This is a genomic window from Maribacter aquivivus, assembly GCF_900142175.1.
GTDB classification, from domain to species: Bacteria; Bacteroidota; Bacteroidia; order Flavobacteriales; family Flavobacteriaceae; genus Maribacter; species Maribacter aquivivus.
This window is the reverse complement of record NZ_FQZX01000001.1, coordinates 1,645,137-1,663,475: the sequence shown is the minus strand read 5'-3', so window position 1 is coordinate 1,663,475 and position 18,339 is coordinate 1,645,137. Positions and strand designations below refer to the sequence as shown.

Annotated in this window: 17 protein-coding genes; 10 read left to right on the top strand and 7 right to left on the bottom strand. The window is 35.1% G+C overall.

Annotated features, from left to right (window positions below; translation table 11 throughout):
• Nucleotides 1-95: 95 nt before the first annotated feature.
• From gcvP to BUC31_RS06935, 4 genes are all read left to right on the top strand, one after another.
• Nucleotides 96-2,948 (top strand): aminomethyl-transferring glycine dehydrogenase, encoded by a 2,853-nt coding sequence (gene gcvP, locus BUC31_RS06950; protein WP_073242487.1) that lies wholly within the window; start codon nt 96-98, stop codon nt 2,946-2,948.
• A 163-nt stretch (nt 2,949-3,111) separates the two neighbouring features.
• Nucleotides 3,112-4,170, top strand: a complete 1,059-nt coding sequence (locus BUC31_RS06945; RefSeq protein WP_073242485.1) for a 3-oxoacyl-ACP synthase III family protein — start codon at nt 3,112-3,114, stop codon at nt 4,168-4,170.
• Between the two features lie 2 nt (nt 4,171-4,172).
• Nucleotides 4,173-4,694: a class I SAM-dependent methyltransferase gene (locus BUC31_RS06940; protein ID WP_073242483.1), complete on the top strand. Its 522-nt coding sequence runs from the start codon at nt 4,173-4,175 to the stop codon at nt 4,692-4,694.
• A 15-nt stretch (nt 4,695-4,709) separates the two neighbouring features.
• Nucleotides 4,710-5,564 carry a glycosyltransferase family 2 protein gene (locus BUC31_RS06935; RefSeq protein ID WP_073242482.1) on the top strand — a complete coding sequence of 285 codons (855 nt, stop codon included), beginning with the start codon at nt 4,710-4,712 and terminating at the stop codon, nt 5,562-5,564.
• A 49-nt stretch (nt 5,565-5,613) separates the two neighbouring features.
• Here the strand turns inward: BUC31_RS06935 and BUC31_RS06930 are convergent, their stop codons facing one another.
• The 7 genes from BUC31_RS06930 to BUC31_RS06900 form a co-directional block, all read right to left on the bottom strand.
• Nucleotides 5,614-6,123 carry an OmpH/Skp family outer membrane protein gene (locus BUC31_RS06930; protein ID WP_073242480.1) on the bottom strand — a complete coding sequence of 170 codons (510 nt, stop codon included), beginning with the start codon at nt 6,121-6,123 and terminating at the stop codon, nt 5,614-5,616.
• Between the two features lie 53 nt (nt 6,124-6,176).
• Nucleotides 6,177-7,010, bottom strand: coding sequence for an OmpH/Skp family outer membrane protein (locus BUC31_RS06925; RefSeq protein ID WP_073242478.1), 834 nt, complete (start codon nt 7,008-7,010; stop codon nt 6,177-6,179).
• 103 nt (nt 7,011-7,113) lie between these two features.
• The gene (locus tag BUC31_RS06920) at nt 7,114-9,717 is read right to left on the bottom strand and encodes a BamA/OMP85 family outer membrane protein (protein WP_073242475.1); all 2,604 of its coding nucleotides are present in this window, start codon (nt 9,715-9,717) and stop codon (nt 7,114-7,116) included.
• 4 nt (nt 9,718-9,721) lie between these two features.
• A complete protein-coding gene (locus BUC31_RS06915; protein WP_073242473.1) occupies nt 9,722-10,462 on the bottom strand; it encodes an isoprenyl transferase in 741 nt (246 codons plus the stop codon).
• Between the two features lie 8 nt (nt 10,463-10,470).
• On the bottom strand, nt 10,471-11,157 hold the full coding sequence (gene porG, locus BUC31_RS06910) for a type IX secretion system protein PorG (RefSeq protein ID WP_073242471.1): 687 nt from the start codon (nt 11,155-11,157) through the stop codon (nt 10,471-10,473).
• A 113-nt stretch (nt 11,158-11,270) separates the two neighbouring features.
• Nucleotides 11,271-12,152, bottom strand: coding sequence for an NAD kinase (locus BUC31_RS06905; RefSeq protein WP_073243800.1), 882 nt, complete (start codon nt 12,150-12,152; stop codon nt 11,271-11,273).
• A 1-nt stretch (nt 12,153) separates the two neighbouring features.
• Nucleotides 12,154-12,810, bottom strand: coding sequence for a CBS domain-containing protein (locus BUC31_RS06900; RefSeq protein WP_073242469.1), 657 nt, complete (start codon nt 12,808-12,810; stop codon nt 12,154-12,156).
• A gap of 91 nt (nt 12,811-12,901) precedes the next feature.
• Between BUC31_RS06900 and BUC31_RS06895 the strand changes: the two genes are divergently transcribed.
• From BUC31_RS06895 to clpX, 6 genes are all read left to right on the top strand, one after another.
• The gene (locus BUC31_RS06895; RefSeq protein WP_073242467.1) at nt 12,902-13,615 is read left to right on the top strand and encodes a pyridoxine 5'-phosphate synthase; all 714 of its coding nucleotides are present in this window, start codon (nt 12,902-12,904) and stop codon (nt 13,613-13,615) included.
• Nucleotides 13,612-14,388 carry an alpha/beta fold hydrolase gene (locus BUC31_RS06890; protein ID WP_073242466.1) on the top strand — a complete coding sequence of 259 codons (777 nt, stop codon included), beginning with the start codon at nt 13,612-13,614 and terminating at the stop codon, nt 14,386-14,388. Before BUC31_RS06895 ends, BUC31_RS06890 begins: the two co-directional genes overlap by 4 nt.
• A gap of 29 nt (nt 14,389-14,417) precedes the next feature.
• Nucleotides 14,418-14,765, top strand: a complete 348-nt coding sequence (locus tag BUC31_RS06885; RefSeq protein WP_073242464.1) for a phage holin family protein — start codon at nt 14,418-14,420, stop codon at nt 14,763-14,765.
• A 100-nt stretch (nt 14,766-14,865) separates the two neighbouring features.
• On the top strand, nt 14,866-16,188 hold the full coding sequence (tig, locus tag BUC31_RS06880; RefSeq protein WP_073242462.1) for a trigger factor: 1,323 nt from the start codon (nt 14,866-14,868) through the stop codon (nt 16,186-16,188).
• Nucleotides 16,189-16,276: 88 nt separating this feature from the next.
• The gene (gene clpP, locus BUC31_RS06875; protein ID WP_073242460.1) at nt 16,277-16,957 is read left to right on the top strand and encodes an ATP-dependent Clp endopeptidase proteolytic subunit ClpP; all 681 of its coding nucleotides are present in this window, start codon (nt 16,277-16,279) and stop codon (nt 16,955-16,957) included.
• A gap of 87 nt (nt 16,958-17,044) precedes the next feature.
• The gene (clpX, locus tag BUC31_RS06870; RefSeq protein WP_073242458.1) at nt 17,045-18,280 is read left to right on the top strand and encodes an ATP-dependent Clp protease ATP-binding subunit ClpX; all 1,236 of its coding nucleotides are present in this window, start codon (nt 17,045-17,047) and stop codon (nt 18,278-18,280) included.
• Nucleotides 18,281-18,339: the final 59 nt, after the last annotated feature.

Here is an 18,339-nt window from a genome sequence, read left to right as displayed (position 1 = left end):
GTTTTGGTTAAAAACTTTCAAGATATCAACAGCTTACAGCACTAATTTAAACACATAAAAGTGGTAATTTTACACATTATATAACAATAGTATCTATGAAGACTGACGTGTTTGCATTACGCCATATCGGCATAAGGGATGAAGATTTAAATACCATGTTCAACACGGTAGGTGTTGAAAATCTGGAACAGCTTATTTTTGAGACCATACCAGAACATATTCGCCTTAAAGAGCCCCTAAAATTAGATCCACCAATGAGTGAGCATAAGTTTCTTGCACACACAGAAGCGTTATCTAAAAAAAATAAAGTTTTCAGAACTTATATTGGTTTAGGATATCACGAAAGTTTAATACCGTCAGTGATTAAAAGAAACATTCTTGAAAATCCGGGTTGGTATACTGCTTACACTCCATATCAAGCTGAAATTGCACAAGGTAGATTAGAAGCTTTATTAAACTTTCAAACCATAGTTTCAGATTTAACAGGAATGAAACTTGCAAATGCTTCGCTTTTAGATGAAAGTACAGCTGCTGCAGAAGCAATGACAATGCTTTTTGATGTAAGAAGCCGTGATCAAAAAAAGAACAACATTGTAAAATTCTTTGTATCAGAAGAGATTCTACCGCAAACCCTATCACTTTTAAAAACCCGCTCGACTCCTTTAGGTATTGAATTGGTAATCGGTAACCATGAAGAATTCGACTTCCGTACAGATTTTTATGGTGCTTTATTGCAATATCCTGGCAAATACGGACAAGTATATGATTATGCAGGTTTTGTAGCTAAAGCAAAGGAAAATGACATAAAAATAGCTGTAGCTGCAGATATCATGAGTTTAGTACTATTGACTCCTCCTGGAGATTTTGGTGTTGACGTAGTTGTTGGCACTACACAGCGTTTCGGAATTCCGTTGGGCTATGGTGGTCCTCACGCTGCTTTCTTTGCTACAAAAGAAGAATTCAAAAGAAATATCCCAGGCAGGATAATCGGTGTAACTAAAGATACAGATGGCAAGCCTGCCTTAAGAATGGCTTTGCAGACTAGGGAACAACATATTAAAAGAGACAAAGCAACATCTAACATTTGTACTGCGCAGGTATTATTGGCCGTAATGGCAGGAATGTACGGAGTGTATCACGGTCCAAAAGGCCTAAAATACATAGCCTCAAAAATTCATGCCACCGCAGTTACGTTAGTTGATGCTCTTGAAAATTTGGGTCTATACCAAATTAACTCGGCTTATTTCGATACTATAACCATCAAAGCTGATGCTAAAAAAGTACGCCCAATTGCAGAAGCAAATGAAGTTAATTTCTTCTACGTAGATAATGACACTATATCAATCGCAGTTAATGAAGCTACTTCGCTAAACGATCTCAATCAGATTATATACATATTCGCTGAGGCTCTTGGTAAGTCTGCTGCAGAAGTCACAAGTTTATTAAGCTCAACTTCAATACCAAGCAACATTCAGCGTAGCAGTTCTTTCATGGAGAACAAGGTGTTTAATTCATATCATTCAGAGACTGAATTAATGCGTTACATTAAAAAATTGGAACGTAAAGATTTAGCTCTAAATCATAGTATGATTTCTTTGGGTAGCTGTACCATGAAATTAAATGCAGCTAGTGAAATGTTGCCATTAAGCTCATCTAACTGGGGAAATATTCACCCATTTGTACCAGTTGATCAAGCAGAAGGGTACCAAACCATTCTAAGAGAACTAGCAAAAGACCTTTCGGTAATTACTGGTTTTGCAGACACTTCATTGCAACCAAATTCTGGTGCACAAGGTGAATATGCAGGGTTGATGGTTATTAGAGCCTATCATGAATCTAGAGGAGAATCTCACAGAAACATATGCTTAATTCCTTCATCTGCACATGGTACAAATCCGGCTTCTGCTGTAATGGCAGGTATGAAAGTTGTAGTAACTAAGACAGATGAGAAAGGAAATATTGATGTTGCAGACCTTGAAGAGAAAGCAAAATTACATTCAGAAAACTTAGCTGCGTTGATGGTAACATACCCATCTACACATGGTGTTTTTGAATCGTCAATTAAGCAGATTACAAAATTAATTCATGATCATGGTGGTCAAGTCTATATGGATGGCGCCAACATGAATGCACAAGTTGGCTTAACAAACCCAGCAACCATTGGTGCTGATGTTTGTCACTTGAACCTTCACAAAACTTTTGCAATACCACATGGTGGTGGCGGACCTGGTGTTGGTCCAATCTGCGTTGCTCCGCAATTAGTTCCATTTTTACCAAGCAACCCGGTAATAACTACTGGCGGTAAAGATGCTATTACTGCAATTTCTGCAGCACCATGGGGAAGTTCATTGGTTTGCCTTATTTCTTACGGATACATTAAAATGTTAGGTGAGCACGGTCTTACCCAATCAACAAAAATTGCTATTCTTAATGCCAATTATATCAAACATAAGCTTGAAGGTAAGTTTGATGTATTATATACAGGTGAAAAAGGGCGAGCAGCTCATGAAATGATATTGGACTGCAGACCATTCAAGAAAAATGGCATTGAGGTAACCGATATTGCAAAGCGATTAATGGATTACGGATTTCACGCCCCAACGGTATCCTTCCCTGTTGCAGGAACAGTGATGATTGAGCCTACCGAAAGTGAAAATTTAGCCGAGTTAGACAGGTTCTGCGAAGCAATGACTTCTATTAGAGCGGAAATAGACGAATCTAATACTGATGAGCCAAACAACGTTCTTAAAAATGCTCCTCATACTTTAGAAATGGCTACTACAGATAATTGGCAATTTCCATACTCAAGACAAAAAGCAACTTTCCCGTTACCATACATTGCCGAAAATAAATTTTGGCCTTCGGTACGTAGAGTTGACGATGCATATGGAGACCGTAATTTAATTTGCACATGCGCACCAATTGAGGCGTACATGGAAACTGAATAACAGCTCTAAAGCCATACTACCAAGCCTTTTCGACAATTCGAAAAGGCTTTTTTAATCCGCCCTATTTTAAGAAATGTGCATTGACCATCGTAAAATTTACTATGCATGCATATAATATTTTTATAATTTACTTAAATTGTCGGGCACAATTCAAAAAATTAAAATGAGCATATCAATTACGGGAACAGGAAGCTATATTCCTGATTTAAAAATTTCTAACGCAGATTTTAATAACCATAGTTTTTTAAATTTAGACGGTACTTCTTTCAAACATGATAATGAGGTTATTATAGAGAAATTTAAAGCCATAACCGGTATTGAAGAAAGACGATATGCTCCCAAAGAATACACCACATCTAACTTAGCTTTCTTCGCTGCTGAAAAGGCAATTAAAAATGCTAACATAGACAAAGAAACATTAGACTACATTATTGTTGCCCATAATTTTGGAGACTTAAAAGAAGGGTATATACAAGGCGATACATTACCAAGTTTAGCCACTAGAGTAAAACACCAATTACAGATAAAGAATCCGAGATGTGTTGCTTACGATTTAATCTTTGGCTGCCCAGGTTGGCTTGAAGGTATGATTCAAGCCAATGCATTCATTAAAAGTGGTATTGCCAAAAAATGCTTGGTTATTGGTGCTGAGACTTTATCAAGAATTGTTGACGATAATGATCGCGATGCTATGATATATTCTGATGGTGCAGGTGCTGCAATTTTAGAAAGCTCTACTGATGGCGGTGAAATATTAGGGCACGAATCTGCAACTTATGCAAACGATGAAGCCAACTTTCTTTTCTTTGGAGAATCTTACAACAAAGAGGACCAGAAAAAGGCTTACTACATTAAAATGCTGGGTAGGAAAATTTATGAATTTGCGGTAACTAATGTACCATCTGCTATGGCGTCATGCTTAGATAACAGCGGTATTAAGATTGATGAGGTGAAAAAGATATTTATTCACCAAGCAAATGAAAAAATGGATGAGGCAATAGTAAAACGTTTCTACAAAATATATGGTAAAGAAATGCCCGAAGGTATTATGCCTATGAGTATTTCAAAGCTAGGTAATAGTTCTGTTGCCACCATACCCACTTTATTTGACCTTGTAAAGCACGGTAAATTAGAAAATCAGGAAATTAAAAAGGGAGATGTTGTTATCTTTGCTAGTGTTGGCGCCGGAATGAACGTCAATGCAATGGTATACAGAATCTAAACATGTACGAAAACAGTTTTCCAAACAAACGTTACGAACACACACTTCATTTTTTACGTAAACATATAAACGCCAACGAATCTATATTAGATTTGGGTGTAAAAAATCCGTTTACCAAAATCATGGTAGAAGATGGTTATTCGGTAATGAATACCCAAGGTGAAGATTTAGATATCGATTATAGCACGGTAACGAATACAGATGCAGATGTCATTACTGCTTTCGAGATATTTGAACATCTTTTAGCTCCGCTAAATTTACTTTCAAATACCAAAGCTACTAAGTTAGTTGCGAGCATACCTCTAAAATTGTGGTTTTCGCCCGCATACAGAAGCAAAATAGATAAGTGGGACAGGCATTATCATGAATTTGAAGATTGGCAATTTGATTGGCTATTAGAAAAAGCCGGATGGGAAATTCAAGATTCTAAGAAATGGGCCCATCCAGTAAAAAAAATAGGCTTCAGACCTTTTTTACGTTTATTTACACCAAGGTATTATATTGTTTACGCTACCAGAAAATAAGAGACTATATTCAAAATGGATTACTACATAGTTATTCCTATACACAACGAAGAGGCTTTTTTAAAAAGTACTTTAGACTCTATTTTACAACAGACATTAGTCCCAAAAAAAGTTATTCTAGTTAATGATAATTCCACCGACGGTACTGAAAACATCATAGACCACTATTGTACAGTAAACAGTCTGTTTCAAAAGCTGAACACAACTTCGTCTACACAACACATGCCGGGCAGCAAAGTCATTAATGCGTTTAATAAGGGATTAGAGGTATTAGATGACCATTATGATGTTATCGTAAAACTAGATGCAGATGTTATTTTACCTTCTAATTATTTTAAAGTAATATGTTCGCATTATAAACAAAATAAGACTTTAGGTATTTGCGGCGGATTCATTTATGAGCAAAATAACGCTGGAGAATGGATATTGAACCACCCAATGGATAACGACCATGTACGAGGCGCCATTAAAGCCTATTCTAAAGCTTGTTTTAAAGCCATAGGAGGATTGAAGAACGCAATGGGATGGGATACGGTAGATGAGCTCTTAGCGAGGTTTAATAACTTCACCATACAAACTGATGCCACACTCAAAGTAAAACATCTAAGACCTACAGGTAAAGCATATAATGCAAAAGCAAAAAGGTTACAAGGCAAAGCAATGTACACCATGCGTTATGGATTCGTAATTACCTCTATTGCTTCTATGAAAATGGCAATAAAAAATAAATCTGTAAAATCATTCTGGAACAATATGTCCGGTTACATACAAGCCGCTAGAAATAACACCTCTTACCTAGTAACCGCAGAAGAAGGCAAGTTCATCAAAAACCTACGCTGGACAAATATTAAAAGAAAAATAAAAGCATAAAAAAAGCCATCTAATTAGATGGCTTTTCTTTTATAATATATGGTTCTTATTAGAAACCTAATTGTTTTTTAACATCAGCTAAAAGGTCTTTACCTTTTGCAACGATAAGACCGCCACCTGCTTGCGCATCAATAACGTAATCAAATCCTTGTGCTGCTGCAACTTGTTCTATTGCCGCTTTAGCTTTTTCAGAAATAGGAGCGAATAACTCAGCTTGTTTCTTTTGGAATTCTTGTTGAGCTCTTTGTTGAGCTTCACCAATATTCTTTTCGTAACCTTGTAATTCTATTGCTCTTTTTTCGTTTTCTTCTTTAGACTTAGCTGCTGCTTCGTTTTGGTACTGTGTGTACTTGTTACGCAACTCTGTCATTGAACCTTCAATATCCGCATTGTAAGTTTCTTGTAATTTCTTAAGCTCAGCTTCTGCCGACTTCATTTCTGGCATTGCAGATAATAATTGAGTAACGTCTATATGAGCTACCTTACTTTGGGCATTTACAAAACTTGTCGTTGCTACGAACAACAATAAGGCTACCGCAATTTTTTTTACTTGTTTCATGAGTGTAATTTTAATTGTAATTGAGTGTTAATTTTTATGGTTGTTAAACCTATTTAAATAGTACCGCTATTGTCATCTTTTTCGGTATCGCTATTTCTCTCTTTTAATTTCTCTTGCTTCTTAGCTTCGCGCTCTTCTAATAACTTCTTTCTTCTTTCTTCGTACGCTTTCTTACGCTCTTCTCGCAATTTTAATTGTTCGGCTTTTGCATCGGCCGCACTTTTCGCTCTTGTCTCAGTTGCTTCAGTCGCTTTATCTAAACGCTCTTGCAATGCTTCACTTACCACTTCTTCCTCTTCGTCATCAAAATCATCTAATCTACTACGATCATTTGATTTTTTAACCGGTTTGCTAACTTTTCTTGTTCTAGCAATACCTCTCAACACTAAATCACTGATATCGTGTCTTTTTTCGGAATACAACATTACAACATCCGCAGATTTATCAAAAATAAAATCATACTTTTTATTGGTGCCAATTTTTTGTACTTCATTAAACACTTGATCCTGTATAGGCTGTATCAACCTTCTTTTTTGCAATACTAAATCTCCTTGTGGTCCAAAACGATCTTGTTGGTACTCGATCATTTCACGTTCCAAAATTTGAATTTCTTCTTCACGTTCTGCAATAAGCTCTGGAGTCAATAGCACTTTCTCTGCCATTAAATCTTTCTTCATCTGCTCAACAACACTTTGTTTCTGCTCTACTTCAATCTTCCAACGCTGTACTTTAGTTTCTAACTGCTCGGTCGCTTCTCTGTACTCATCTACATTCTGTAAAATGTACTCCATATCTACATAGGCCATTCTCACCCCTCTTTGGGCAAAACCCTGTATTGTCATGAAGATGACCGAAACTACTAATAGAACTTTTGTTTTTGTACTCATTGTTAATGTCGTTTAATCCTATAGAAAATATCGTGCCAAAATTACTAAATCTTTTAAAACTAAAGGATTAGCACTAAGCACGATTATAATAATTCAATGAAAATTAAAACTGTTGACCAATAATGAAGTGAGTTTGCCATCCGCTTGGCCCTTGTCCTGCAGAAGTTGGCACAAGATCCTCATCGAATCCGTAACCAAAATCAATACCCAACAAACCAAATGCTGGCATAAAGATACGCAGCCCCACACCGGCCGATCGTTTTAATTCAAACGGATTAAAGTCTTGAAAATTGTTGAACGCATTACCACCTTCTAAAAATGCCAGTCCGTAAATAGATGCAGAAGGCTTTAATGTTAATGGGTAACGTAACTCTAGTGAGAATTTATTATAGATTAATGCTCCATCTGGCGAAGTTGCTCCTTCTGAATATGGTGTAATAGATTGGTTGTCATAACCTCTAAGCTGAACTACATCTCTACCATCTAAGGTAAAGTTACCTAGACCATCACCACCTACATAAAATCTTTCGAATGGCACATTACCAACAGCACTGTTATAGCTACCTAAGAAACCGAATTCTGCATTACTACGAAGCACCAATTTATCTACTAAAGTAGTATACCAGTCTCCTTTAAACTTAACCTTGTAATATTCCAACAATCTGAAACGTTCTTGATCTAAATCTTCTAACTCAGTTTGCTCTAAAGAAGTAACCCCAATTGAGTTCTTTTTATCTTCTAACTCTTCCGATCTATTCTTTAATTCTCTAAAATCCTTGTTACTGAACAAAGACCATGGCGGTGTAAACTTAGCACTTACTTCAAAGTTGGAACCACCCCTAGGAAAAATGCGTCCTCCTTGTGTAGCATTTCTTGAGATACCAAAGGTGTACGCTAAAGAGTTTGCTTTACCATCACCAAAGTTAAAAAGACCAATATTATAATTTCTAAAATCATACAACTGATAACTAAGTGAGTGAGATATGGTAAAGAAATCATCTGGCCATTGTACACGTTTTGCCAAACCTGCAGTTATACCCGTAATAGAAAACTGTTGATCCTTATCAATATCAATATCTCCACTAGTGTCATAAGAAGCTGCAAACTGTTGAGTTCTAGACATACTTAGATTAAAACGTACTGGCTTTTTACCACCTAACCATGGTTCAGCAAAGTTTAAACTATATACTCTATAAGTCTGACTTGCCTGTAAACGTAAGGCGAAAGTTTGACCGTCACCCATTGGTACCGGTTTGTACTTTTCACCATTAAATAAATTCTGAATAGAGAAATTACTAAAAGACAGCCCTAATGTACCAATGAAACCACCGCCACCATAACCACCTTGCAATTCTATTTGACTAGAACCAGACTCAACCAAATTCCAAGCTAAATCTACCGTACCCTCATTAGGGTTCGCGTTTAAGACATCTGGCGTAATTTGTTCAGCATCGAAAAAACCAAGTTGACCTAATTCACGAATAGTTCTAATAATATCTGCCTTATTGTACTTCTGACCCGGTCTTGTACGTAGTTCGCGATAAATAACATGATCATTTGTTTTATCGTTACCAGATACGGTAACGTGATCTAAGAAAGTCTCTTTACCCTCTATAATTCTAATCTCAAAATCAATAGTATCATTAGCAGCTGAAATCTCTACTGGGTTAATTGTAGAAAATAAGTAACCGTTGTTTTGATACAAACTAGTAACATCACTTGGATCAGGCTTAGAATTATCTGCAATTCTTTCACGTAATAAGACCCCATTATAAGTATCACCTTTTTTAATACCTAAAACCTGGTTTAATTGACGGTCTGTATAAACCGTATTACCAACGAAATCAATATTACCGAAGTAATACTTATCACCTTCTTCAACTTTTATCTTTAAATCGATGTTATTCTCATCAACCTTAATAATAGAATCAGAAATTACACGTGCATCACGGTATCCGTTTTCGGCAAACTTATCAACCAATAAACTAAGATCTTCTTCGTAATCTTCTTGAATGTATTTTGATTTTTTCCAGAAACGACCTAATTTTTTCTGTTTAGTACTTTTTAAAGCTTTACGTAATTTCTTATCAGATAACTGCTCGTTACCTTCAAATATGATATCGCGAATTTTTACTTTATCACCTTTATTTACGTTAACCACCATATTACGGGTGTTACCCTCAATAGTATCTTTAGAAGTAGCAATTGTAACATCAGCGTTTAAATAGCCCTGTTTTTTGTACTTATTGGTGATGTAATTTTTGGAGTTGGAAATTAAACTTTCGGTAATTTTCTTTCCTTTCTTAAGATCGGTATCCTTTATTAAGCCTTCTACCTTACCCTTTTTAACACCATAAAACTTTACATTGGTCAATGTAGGTCGTTCTATTATGTTCAATTCAAGAAAAACAGTGTTTTCTTCAATATTGGTAATGAAGATGTCTATTTCACTGAAAAGTTCAAGACCCCACAATTTTTTAATGACTTCACTAATTTGTTCTCCTGGTAGTGTAATAGGTTGACCTACTCTTAAACCTGTATACGTTTTTACGGTCTGCTCGTTATAACTTTGCAGCCCAGTAACGTCTATACCTCCTAAAATATAGCTTTTACCATCCTCATAGGTATTATCCTGTGCGGCGGCAATAAAGGTAGTTAGAAATAAAAGTGTAGTTAAAAAGTGGTTCAAGGATATGAACCTGGTCATATCTTTAAGTGAGTTGTTCGCTTGTTTTTCCAAATCTTCGTTCTCTGTTCTGGTAATTTTTTATGGCCTCCACCAAGTGGTGCTCTCTAAAATCAGGCCAATATACGTCAATAAAATATAACTCTGCATACGCTATTTGCCATAATAAGAAATTGCTGATCCGATGTTCTCCACTAGTACGGATAAGCAAATCTACGTCTGGTAAATCATGCGTGTAAAGATGGCTATTTATAATTTCTTGGTCAATGTTTTCAATTGAAATTATATTATTTTTAACTTTGGTACTTATCTGTTTCACCATAGATTGAAGCTCTTCTCGAGCCCCATAGCTTAAAGCCAAAGTCAGCGTCATGCCTGTGTTTTGCTTTGTTTGATCCATTACTTCGACCAACTCTCTATACGCCTTAGAAGGCAGCGCATCTATGTTACCAATAGTATTTAAACGGATGTTGTTTTTGTTAAAAGTTTTAAGTTCTTTCTTCAATGAGGACACCAATAAGCGCATAAGTGTCTGTACTTCTATCTTTGGTCTGTTCCAATTTTCTGTAGAAAAAGTATATAATGTTAGGTAGTCAATCTTTAATTGAACACATTCTTCAACGACAATTCTAACCGTTTTCACACCATGTTCGTGACCAAAAACTCTTAGTTTACCACGTTCTTTCGCCCACCTACCATTACCATCCATGATAATAGCAAGGTGCTTTGGAACATTTAGTTTATCAATATCGTTTATATCACTCATCTTAAAAATTACTCAAAACAATCCATACAAGGTTTTCTACCAAAGGTATAAGTTAGTGTTAAACCAGAAAATACGTACCAGTCATCACTAAATATATTACCAAATTGAAATTCTTCAAAGTTAGAACCTTCAGGGTTACTACCATCTAGGTTATCTGTAAAAGTATACCTAGCACCAATTTCGCCCCCAAAAATAAGAAACTGATTGATACGATATTTAAAACCAACAGTCATTGGTACCGCAAAACTTCCTTCTCTTTGATTAATATCCTGTAAAACACCGCCATTAAAATACTGATAATCATACCTAAAATAGGTAAGACCCGTATATAAATAAGGTGTAAAAGCAGGACCAAGTTTGTGCAAATTATATTCTACAAAGTTAAACTCTAAACCAACAGAACCTTCTAAAATAGAATTATCAATTACATAACCCCTTTGCTGTCTTGCGGTTGAACTAGATTTTGTATCGTCTGCAGTAAACTTACCATAGGTTAGACTACCTCGCCATGCATACCTTTTACTTATGTTCCATTTAAACAATCCGCCAAAAGCAATATTAGAAGGCAAAAGATAATCTGTTTTGCCAACATCACTAATTGTATTGGCACCACCAGCAAAAATACCCACCTCATACGTCTGCGCCTGCAAACCCGACAGTGAAAAAAGTAATACTAATAACGTTATGTAACGCATAAAATAGATTTTACAATTATTGCAGATATTATATTTAAAATTGAAAATGCAATAATTTTTATGTTCTCAAAAGATAAACAGTGATTAAGGGCATTTATTGTTTAAAAGTCGGCTCAATTTCGCCTATCCTCGCCCCAAAGAAGCTTATTTCTTAAGGTCTTTAAAAAACTTTCTGAAGTATATTCTATCATTTTAATAGTAAACGGAGCTTTACTAATGGTTATTTCTTGACCATTTTCTAATGATGCTATTCTTGAATCTAAAGAAACCAAGTGGTTCTCTTCTCTACCAGACACTTTTAAACGAATTACGGTATCATCTGAAATCACTAAAGGCCTGGCGTTTAAGTTATGCGGTGCAATAGGCGTTAAGACCAATGACTTTGCAGTAGGCACAATTACCGGACCACCACAACTTAATGAATACCCTGTGGATCCTGTTGGGGTCGAAATAATCAATCCGTCTGCCCAATAAGAAGTCAGGTACTCGTTATTTAAAAATGTTTCAACCGTTATCATAGAGGTCGTATCTTTTCTACTTACGGTAATTTCGTTCAATGCAAAATTAAGATCTCCAAATTCAACATCAAGTTCCTTCGTATTCAATTGAACCAAACTACGTTCAACAACAGTATATGCACCTTGCTTAAACTCTCTAACTACTTTTCTAACGTCTTCTTTTTTAAAGGTTGAAAGAAAACCCAACCTACCGGTATTTACACCAACAATTGGTATACCTAAATCTTTTACAAAAGTTGTAGCCCTTAATATAGTACCATCGCCACCAAAACTAACGAACATATCAAAAGAGGCGTTTAGGCCTTCATCGATTGTAAATGTTGGAAATGTTTGGGCAGTATTTTTAACTCTGTATAAATCGTAAAAATCTTTCTCAATATAAACTTCGGCAGAGACCTTACTTAACTCATCTAATAACTCGATAAGATATTCAATAGCATTATCTTGATAAGTTTGACCGTATACAGCTACTTTCATATTAAACATTAAGATATTTTTCCAAATAATCTGAGCGATTCTTTAAATCTTCAAGAAACTCATCGTCACTATTTCCAAATACAATATTATAATTATATCGTCTAAAAGTCTGCACTACCTTATTATAGTTATTAGCCGTAATTTTTAATGTCACCTCAATAATATCATTCTGAGTATCAGTAATAAAACCACCGTAAAGTTTGGCATTATTACTTTCAACTATCTGTGCAATTTCACTAAAAGAGTAATCTTTAGTTCCTTTTGCTACTACCAAAATACTACCAGGATCAGTGAAGAACGGAGTATCAATAAATTCAGAAACAATATCAGTTAAACAGTAGTAACCAGTAACTTCTTCTTTTTCATTAACTACAGGAAGAAGATTAGCTTCATTACGTGCAAAAATCTCCAAGACGTCTAACCAATTGGTATCTCTACGAGCAAAAAAACTTTGCAGCTCATATCGAAACTCATCAATTTTAGCGTCTGGCTGCAACCCATCTGCATCTATTTCAGAGAAAAGTCCTAAAAACCTTCCATCCTCCAAAATGGCAATATGGGAATAGGTTGAGTCCTGAAAAAATTCTAGAATTCTCTCGGTAGTATCCTTAATATCGAATACCGGTAAGTTCGTAATGATATGTTCTTGAATATGCATAGGCTATATATAACGCAAAATAACAATTAATAATATCAAAAGGCGTGCCTTATTTGTATTTTTGATGCTCTTAAAAGGTAAATAAGACATAATGACAAAACTTAGCGTTAACGTAAACAAAATTGCAACTCTCAGAAATGCCCGTGGTGGTAATGTTCCAGATTTACTTAAGGTATCTAAAGATTTAGAAGGATTTGGAGCACAAGGGATTACCATTCACCCAAGACCAGACGAACGCCATATTAGATACCAAGATGCACGAGATTTAAAGAAAACGGTAACGACGGAATTTAATATTGAAGGCAACCCGGTTCCAAAATTCATTGAGCTAGTTCTTGAGGTAAAACCAGAACAAGTAACATTGGTACCTGATTCTGTTGATGCAATTACCTCTAATGCCGGTTGGGACACCATAAAAAACAAGGAGTTTTTAACCAATGTCATTAAAACCTTTAAAGATGCAGGTATTCGTACTTCTATATTTGTAGATCCAGACCCAAAAATGATTGATGGCGCAAAAGCAGTTGGAACCGATAGAATTGAATTATATACTGAAAGCTACGCAACCAATTATACGCAAAACAAAGAAGAAGCAATAAAACCATTTATTATAGCTGCCCAACGCGCAAACGAACTAGGTATTGGTATAAATGCCGGTCATGATTTAAGTTTAGACAACATTGAATATTTTGCTAAAAATATCCCTAACTTACTAGAAGTATCTATAGGCCATGCATTGATCAGCGAAGCATTGTACTTAGGGCTTGACAATGTTGTAAACATGTATTTACACAGATTGAAATGAAACAGATATTACATTCAGTAATTTTAGGAGAAGGTAAACCCTTGTGTATTTTACACGGGTTTCTTGGCATGTTAGATAATTGGAAAACGCTAGGGACTTTATATGCAGAAAATGGTTTTTGTGTTCACCTAATAAACCAAAGAAATCATGGTAAAAGTTTTCATTCCCCAGATTTCAATTATGACATACTTGCAGATGATTTTCTAAATTATTTAGATGCACATAATATAAAAAGTACTGCTATAATTGGTCATTCTATGGGTGGCAAAACTGCTATGCAATTTGCATGTACATACCCTGAGCGCGTGAATAAATTGCTTATTGCAGATATTGCACCAAAATATTATCCACCACATCATCAAGAAATCATTAATGGCTTAAACGCTATTGATACCACAAATTTGAAATCGAGAAAAGATGCTGACGAACAATTAAAGAAACACATTTCAAATACAGGTATACGACAATTTCTATTGAAAAATTTATATAGAAATGAGGATAAAAAACTATGCTTTAAATTCAATTTGGAAGTGCTCAGCGAAAAGATGGAAGAAATAGGAGATAACATCAATAGCACAGACAGTTTTGACGGATCCACTTTGTTTTTAAGAGGAGAAAAATCTAAATATGTAACCAAAAATGACGTAGAAATCATACATCGCCATTTTCCAAAAGCAATTGTAGAAACCATAGCTAATGCCGGACACTGGCTACACGCCGAAAATCCTGAACAATTTTTCAATAAATCACTTGCCTTTTTCAATAGAGGTTAAATCACCATTCTAATTTAAAAACAAAAACGATGAAACTAATTTTAAGAATTCTATTAAGCGCTGTAGCAGTTATCATTTTAGCCAATGTACTACCAAATGTATCTGTAGACGGTTTTATGACCGCTGTAATCGTAGCTGTTGTATTAAGCATTTTAAATCTTCTTGTTAAACCAATATTAGTAATATTAACACTACCCGTAACCGTAATCACCTTTGGTTTATTTCTATTAATCATCAATGCAATAATTATTTTATTGGCAGATAAACTTATTGATGGTTTTGCCGTTGGCAACATCTGGTGGGCATTGATTTTTAGCCTCTTGCTATCTTTTTTACAATCAATCTTTTTTACACTGTTAAAAGATGACAAGTCGTAGTTGCTTGTGATTTGAAATTCAATACTTTAAAAAATTGGTTGACTTTGCAAAATATAGTATTTTTGCATCCCATTTTACACATGCAAATAGATATTAAGGAATGAATATTACGAAAGAGCAGATAGACGATTTAAATGCAGTAGTTAAAGTTGCTATCACAAAAGAAGATTACCAAGATAAGGTAGATACCATTTTAAAGGATTATAAGAAGCAAGCTAATATTCCTGGTTTTAGAAAAGGCCAAGTTCCTATGGGTCTTATCAAAAAGCAATATGGTAAAGCCGTATTGGTTGATGAAGTAAATAAATTGTTACAAGACAATCTTAACAAATACCTAACTGAAGAAAAGTTAGACGTTTTAGGTAACCCATTACCAAAACAACAAGACAATTTTGACTGGGACCAAGATGAATTGGCTTTTGAATTCGAATTAGGTCTAGCTCCTAATTTTGAGGTTTCTTTGAAAACTAAAAAAGCAATTACCCAATATAAAATTGTTGCCGACAAAAAAATGATTGACGAGCAAGTTGAGCGTATTCAAAAGCAATACGGTAAACTTGTGACTAAAGATGTTGTTAGCAAGAATGATGAAGTAAGCGGTACATTTACAAATGAAGCTGAAGAAATTGATAACAAAACTTTACTTGAAACTGACAAGTTGAAGAGTAAAAAAGCTTTAGATGCATTAAAAGGCAAAAAAGTTGGTGACGTTGTTACGTTAAAAACAAAAGGCTTATTCACTGAAGATCACATGTTATCTAGCGCCTTAGGTGTTGACAAGCAAAAAGCGGAATCTTTAGATACTGAAGTTACCTTCACTATTTCTGAAATCAACGAAAGAGAAGCTGCTGAATTAAATCAAGAATTATTTGATAAACTTTTTGGACCTGACAGCGTAAAAACTGAAAAGGAATTAAAAGAGCGTATCAAAGAAGATTCTGAAAAACAATTTGAGCAACAGTCTGATCAAAAATTATTGAACGACGTTACAGAGTATTTCATTGACAACACAAAATTTGAATTACCAACAGGTTTCTTAACCAAGTGGATTCAAATGACTGGCGAAGAGCCTTTATCTGAGGAGCAAGCTGTTGAAGAATATGCTAAATCTGAAAAAGGATTACGTTACCAATTAATTGAAGGTAAAATAATTCGTGATAACGAACTACAAGTACAGTTTGATGAATTGAAAGAATTCTCTAAAGGATTTATTCGTTCTCAAATGGCGCAATTTGGTCAATTAGACCCTAAAGAAGAAGAACTAGATTCTATTGCTGCAAGAGTTCTTGGTAACCAAGATGAAGTAAAAAGACTATCAGAACAATTGATGAGTCAAAAATTATTGAATCTTTACAAAGAAAAGGCAAATCTTAAGACAAAGGAAGTTACCTATGAAAATTTCGTGAAAGAAGTTTACGGATAAATTCCAAACAATAAATTAAGTATCTTTACGGTGCCGGAAATAAAATTTTCGGCACCTTTTTTTACTCTAAAATATAGACATACAATTTATGGATTACGGAAAAGAATTCAAGAATTTCGCTATAAACGATCAAGGCATTAGCAGCACTTACTACGACTCTATAATGAGCAGCATGTACCCAACGAACATGACGCCAAACATTATTGAAGAACGTTCTATGAACATTGTTGCAATGGACGTTTATTCACGTTTAATGATGGACCGCATCATTTTTATGGGCACAGGTATTAATGACCAAGTAGCCAATATTATTCAAGCACAACTATTGTTTTTAGCAAGTGTTGATGCTAAAAAGGATATTCAAATTTACATTAACTCACCAGGTGGTAGTGTATATGCAGGTTTAGGTATTTATGATACTATGCAGTTCATTACACCAGACGTTGCTACTATTTGTACAGGTATGGCAGCCTCTATGGGTGCAGTACTTTTATGCGCAGGCGAAAAAGGAAAACGTAGTGGTCTACAACACTCTCGTGTTATGATTCACCAACCAATGGGAGGTGCTCAAGGACAAGCTAGTGATATTGAAATTACAGCTAGAGAGATATTGAAGTTAAAAGAAGAATTATATCAAATCATAGCAGAACACTCTAGTACTGGTATTGAGAAAGTTCGTGAAGATAGTGACCGTGATTACTGGATGAAAGCCGATGAAGCTCTTAAATACGGTATGATTGATGAAATATTGGTAAGGGAGAAGAAGTAAGTCCGACTAATTGAATCAAATAAATTAATGAATTTTAAACCAAAAACGATTTTTGATCGTTAAGGAATAGAATAGAGAAGATAGATAATGGCAAAGGAAAATTTAGAGTGTTCATTTTGCGGTAGAAAAAAGCCAGAAACCAATTTATTGATTGCTGGGTTAGATGCGCATATTTGTGACCGCTGTATTGAGCAAGCTCACGGTATTGTTGCCGAAGAATCAAAACAGACAAAGACTAACGATCTTTCTTCTGAACTTGTTTTAAAGAAACCTCAAGAGATTAAGGAATTTTTAGACACTTTTATTATAGGACAAGAGCGTACTAAAAAAGTAATGTCTGTTGCGGTTTACAATCACTACAAAAGATTATTACAACCTTCATCTACAGAAGATGACATAGAGATTCAAAAAAGTAATATTATTATGGTAGGGCAAACCGGTACCGGTAAGACCCTTATGGCCAAGACCATTGCCAAATTACTTAATGTACCTTTGGCGATAGTTGATGCTACTGTATTAACTGAAGCTGGTTATGTTGGTGAAGATGTAGAGAGTATTCTTACCCGTCTTTTACAAGCGGCAGATTACAATCTTGAAAAAGCTGAAAGAGGTATTGTTTTTATTGATGAAATCGATAAAATTGCACGTAAGGGTGATAACCCTTCAATCACAAGAGATGTATCTGGTGAAGGAGTGCAACAAGGTCTTCTAAAATTATTGGAAGGTACTGTAGTAAATGTTCCACCAAAAGGAGGAAGAAAGCACCCAGACCAGAAATTTATTGAAGTAAATACTGAAAACATCTTATTTATTGCCGGTGGAGCCTTTGACGGTATCGAGCGTGCTATTACAAAACGTTTGAATATGCAAGCTGTTGGGTATAGCGCTTCTAAATCTGATAGCTTTTTAGATGATAGTAATTTATTACAATATATCATACCAAGAGATTTAAAAGATTTTGGACTTATACCTGAGATTATTGGTAGACTTCCTGTTCTAACACATATGAATCCGTTAGACAAGAAGACATTAAGAGCTATCTTAACCGAACCTAAGAATGCGATTATAAAACAATACGAGAAGTTGTTTGCAATGGATGATATTACTTTCACCATTACAGACCAAGCTTTAGATTATATTGTTGAAAAAGCAATTGAGTATAAACTTGGGGCAAGAGGGTTAAGATCTTTATGCGAAGCCATTTTTACTGATGCAATGTTTGAGATGCCAAGTACAAGTGATACGAACTTCAAAGTAACAAAACCATATGCCGAAGAAATGCTATCTCACGATACCATTAAAAAACTGAAGGCAGTTTCATAATACTTATTAAATTATTGAACATAAAAAAAGCGAAGATTTAAATCTTCGCTTTTTTTATG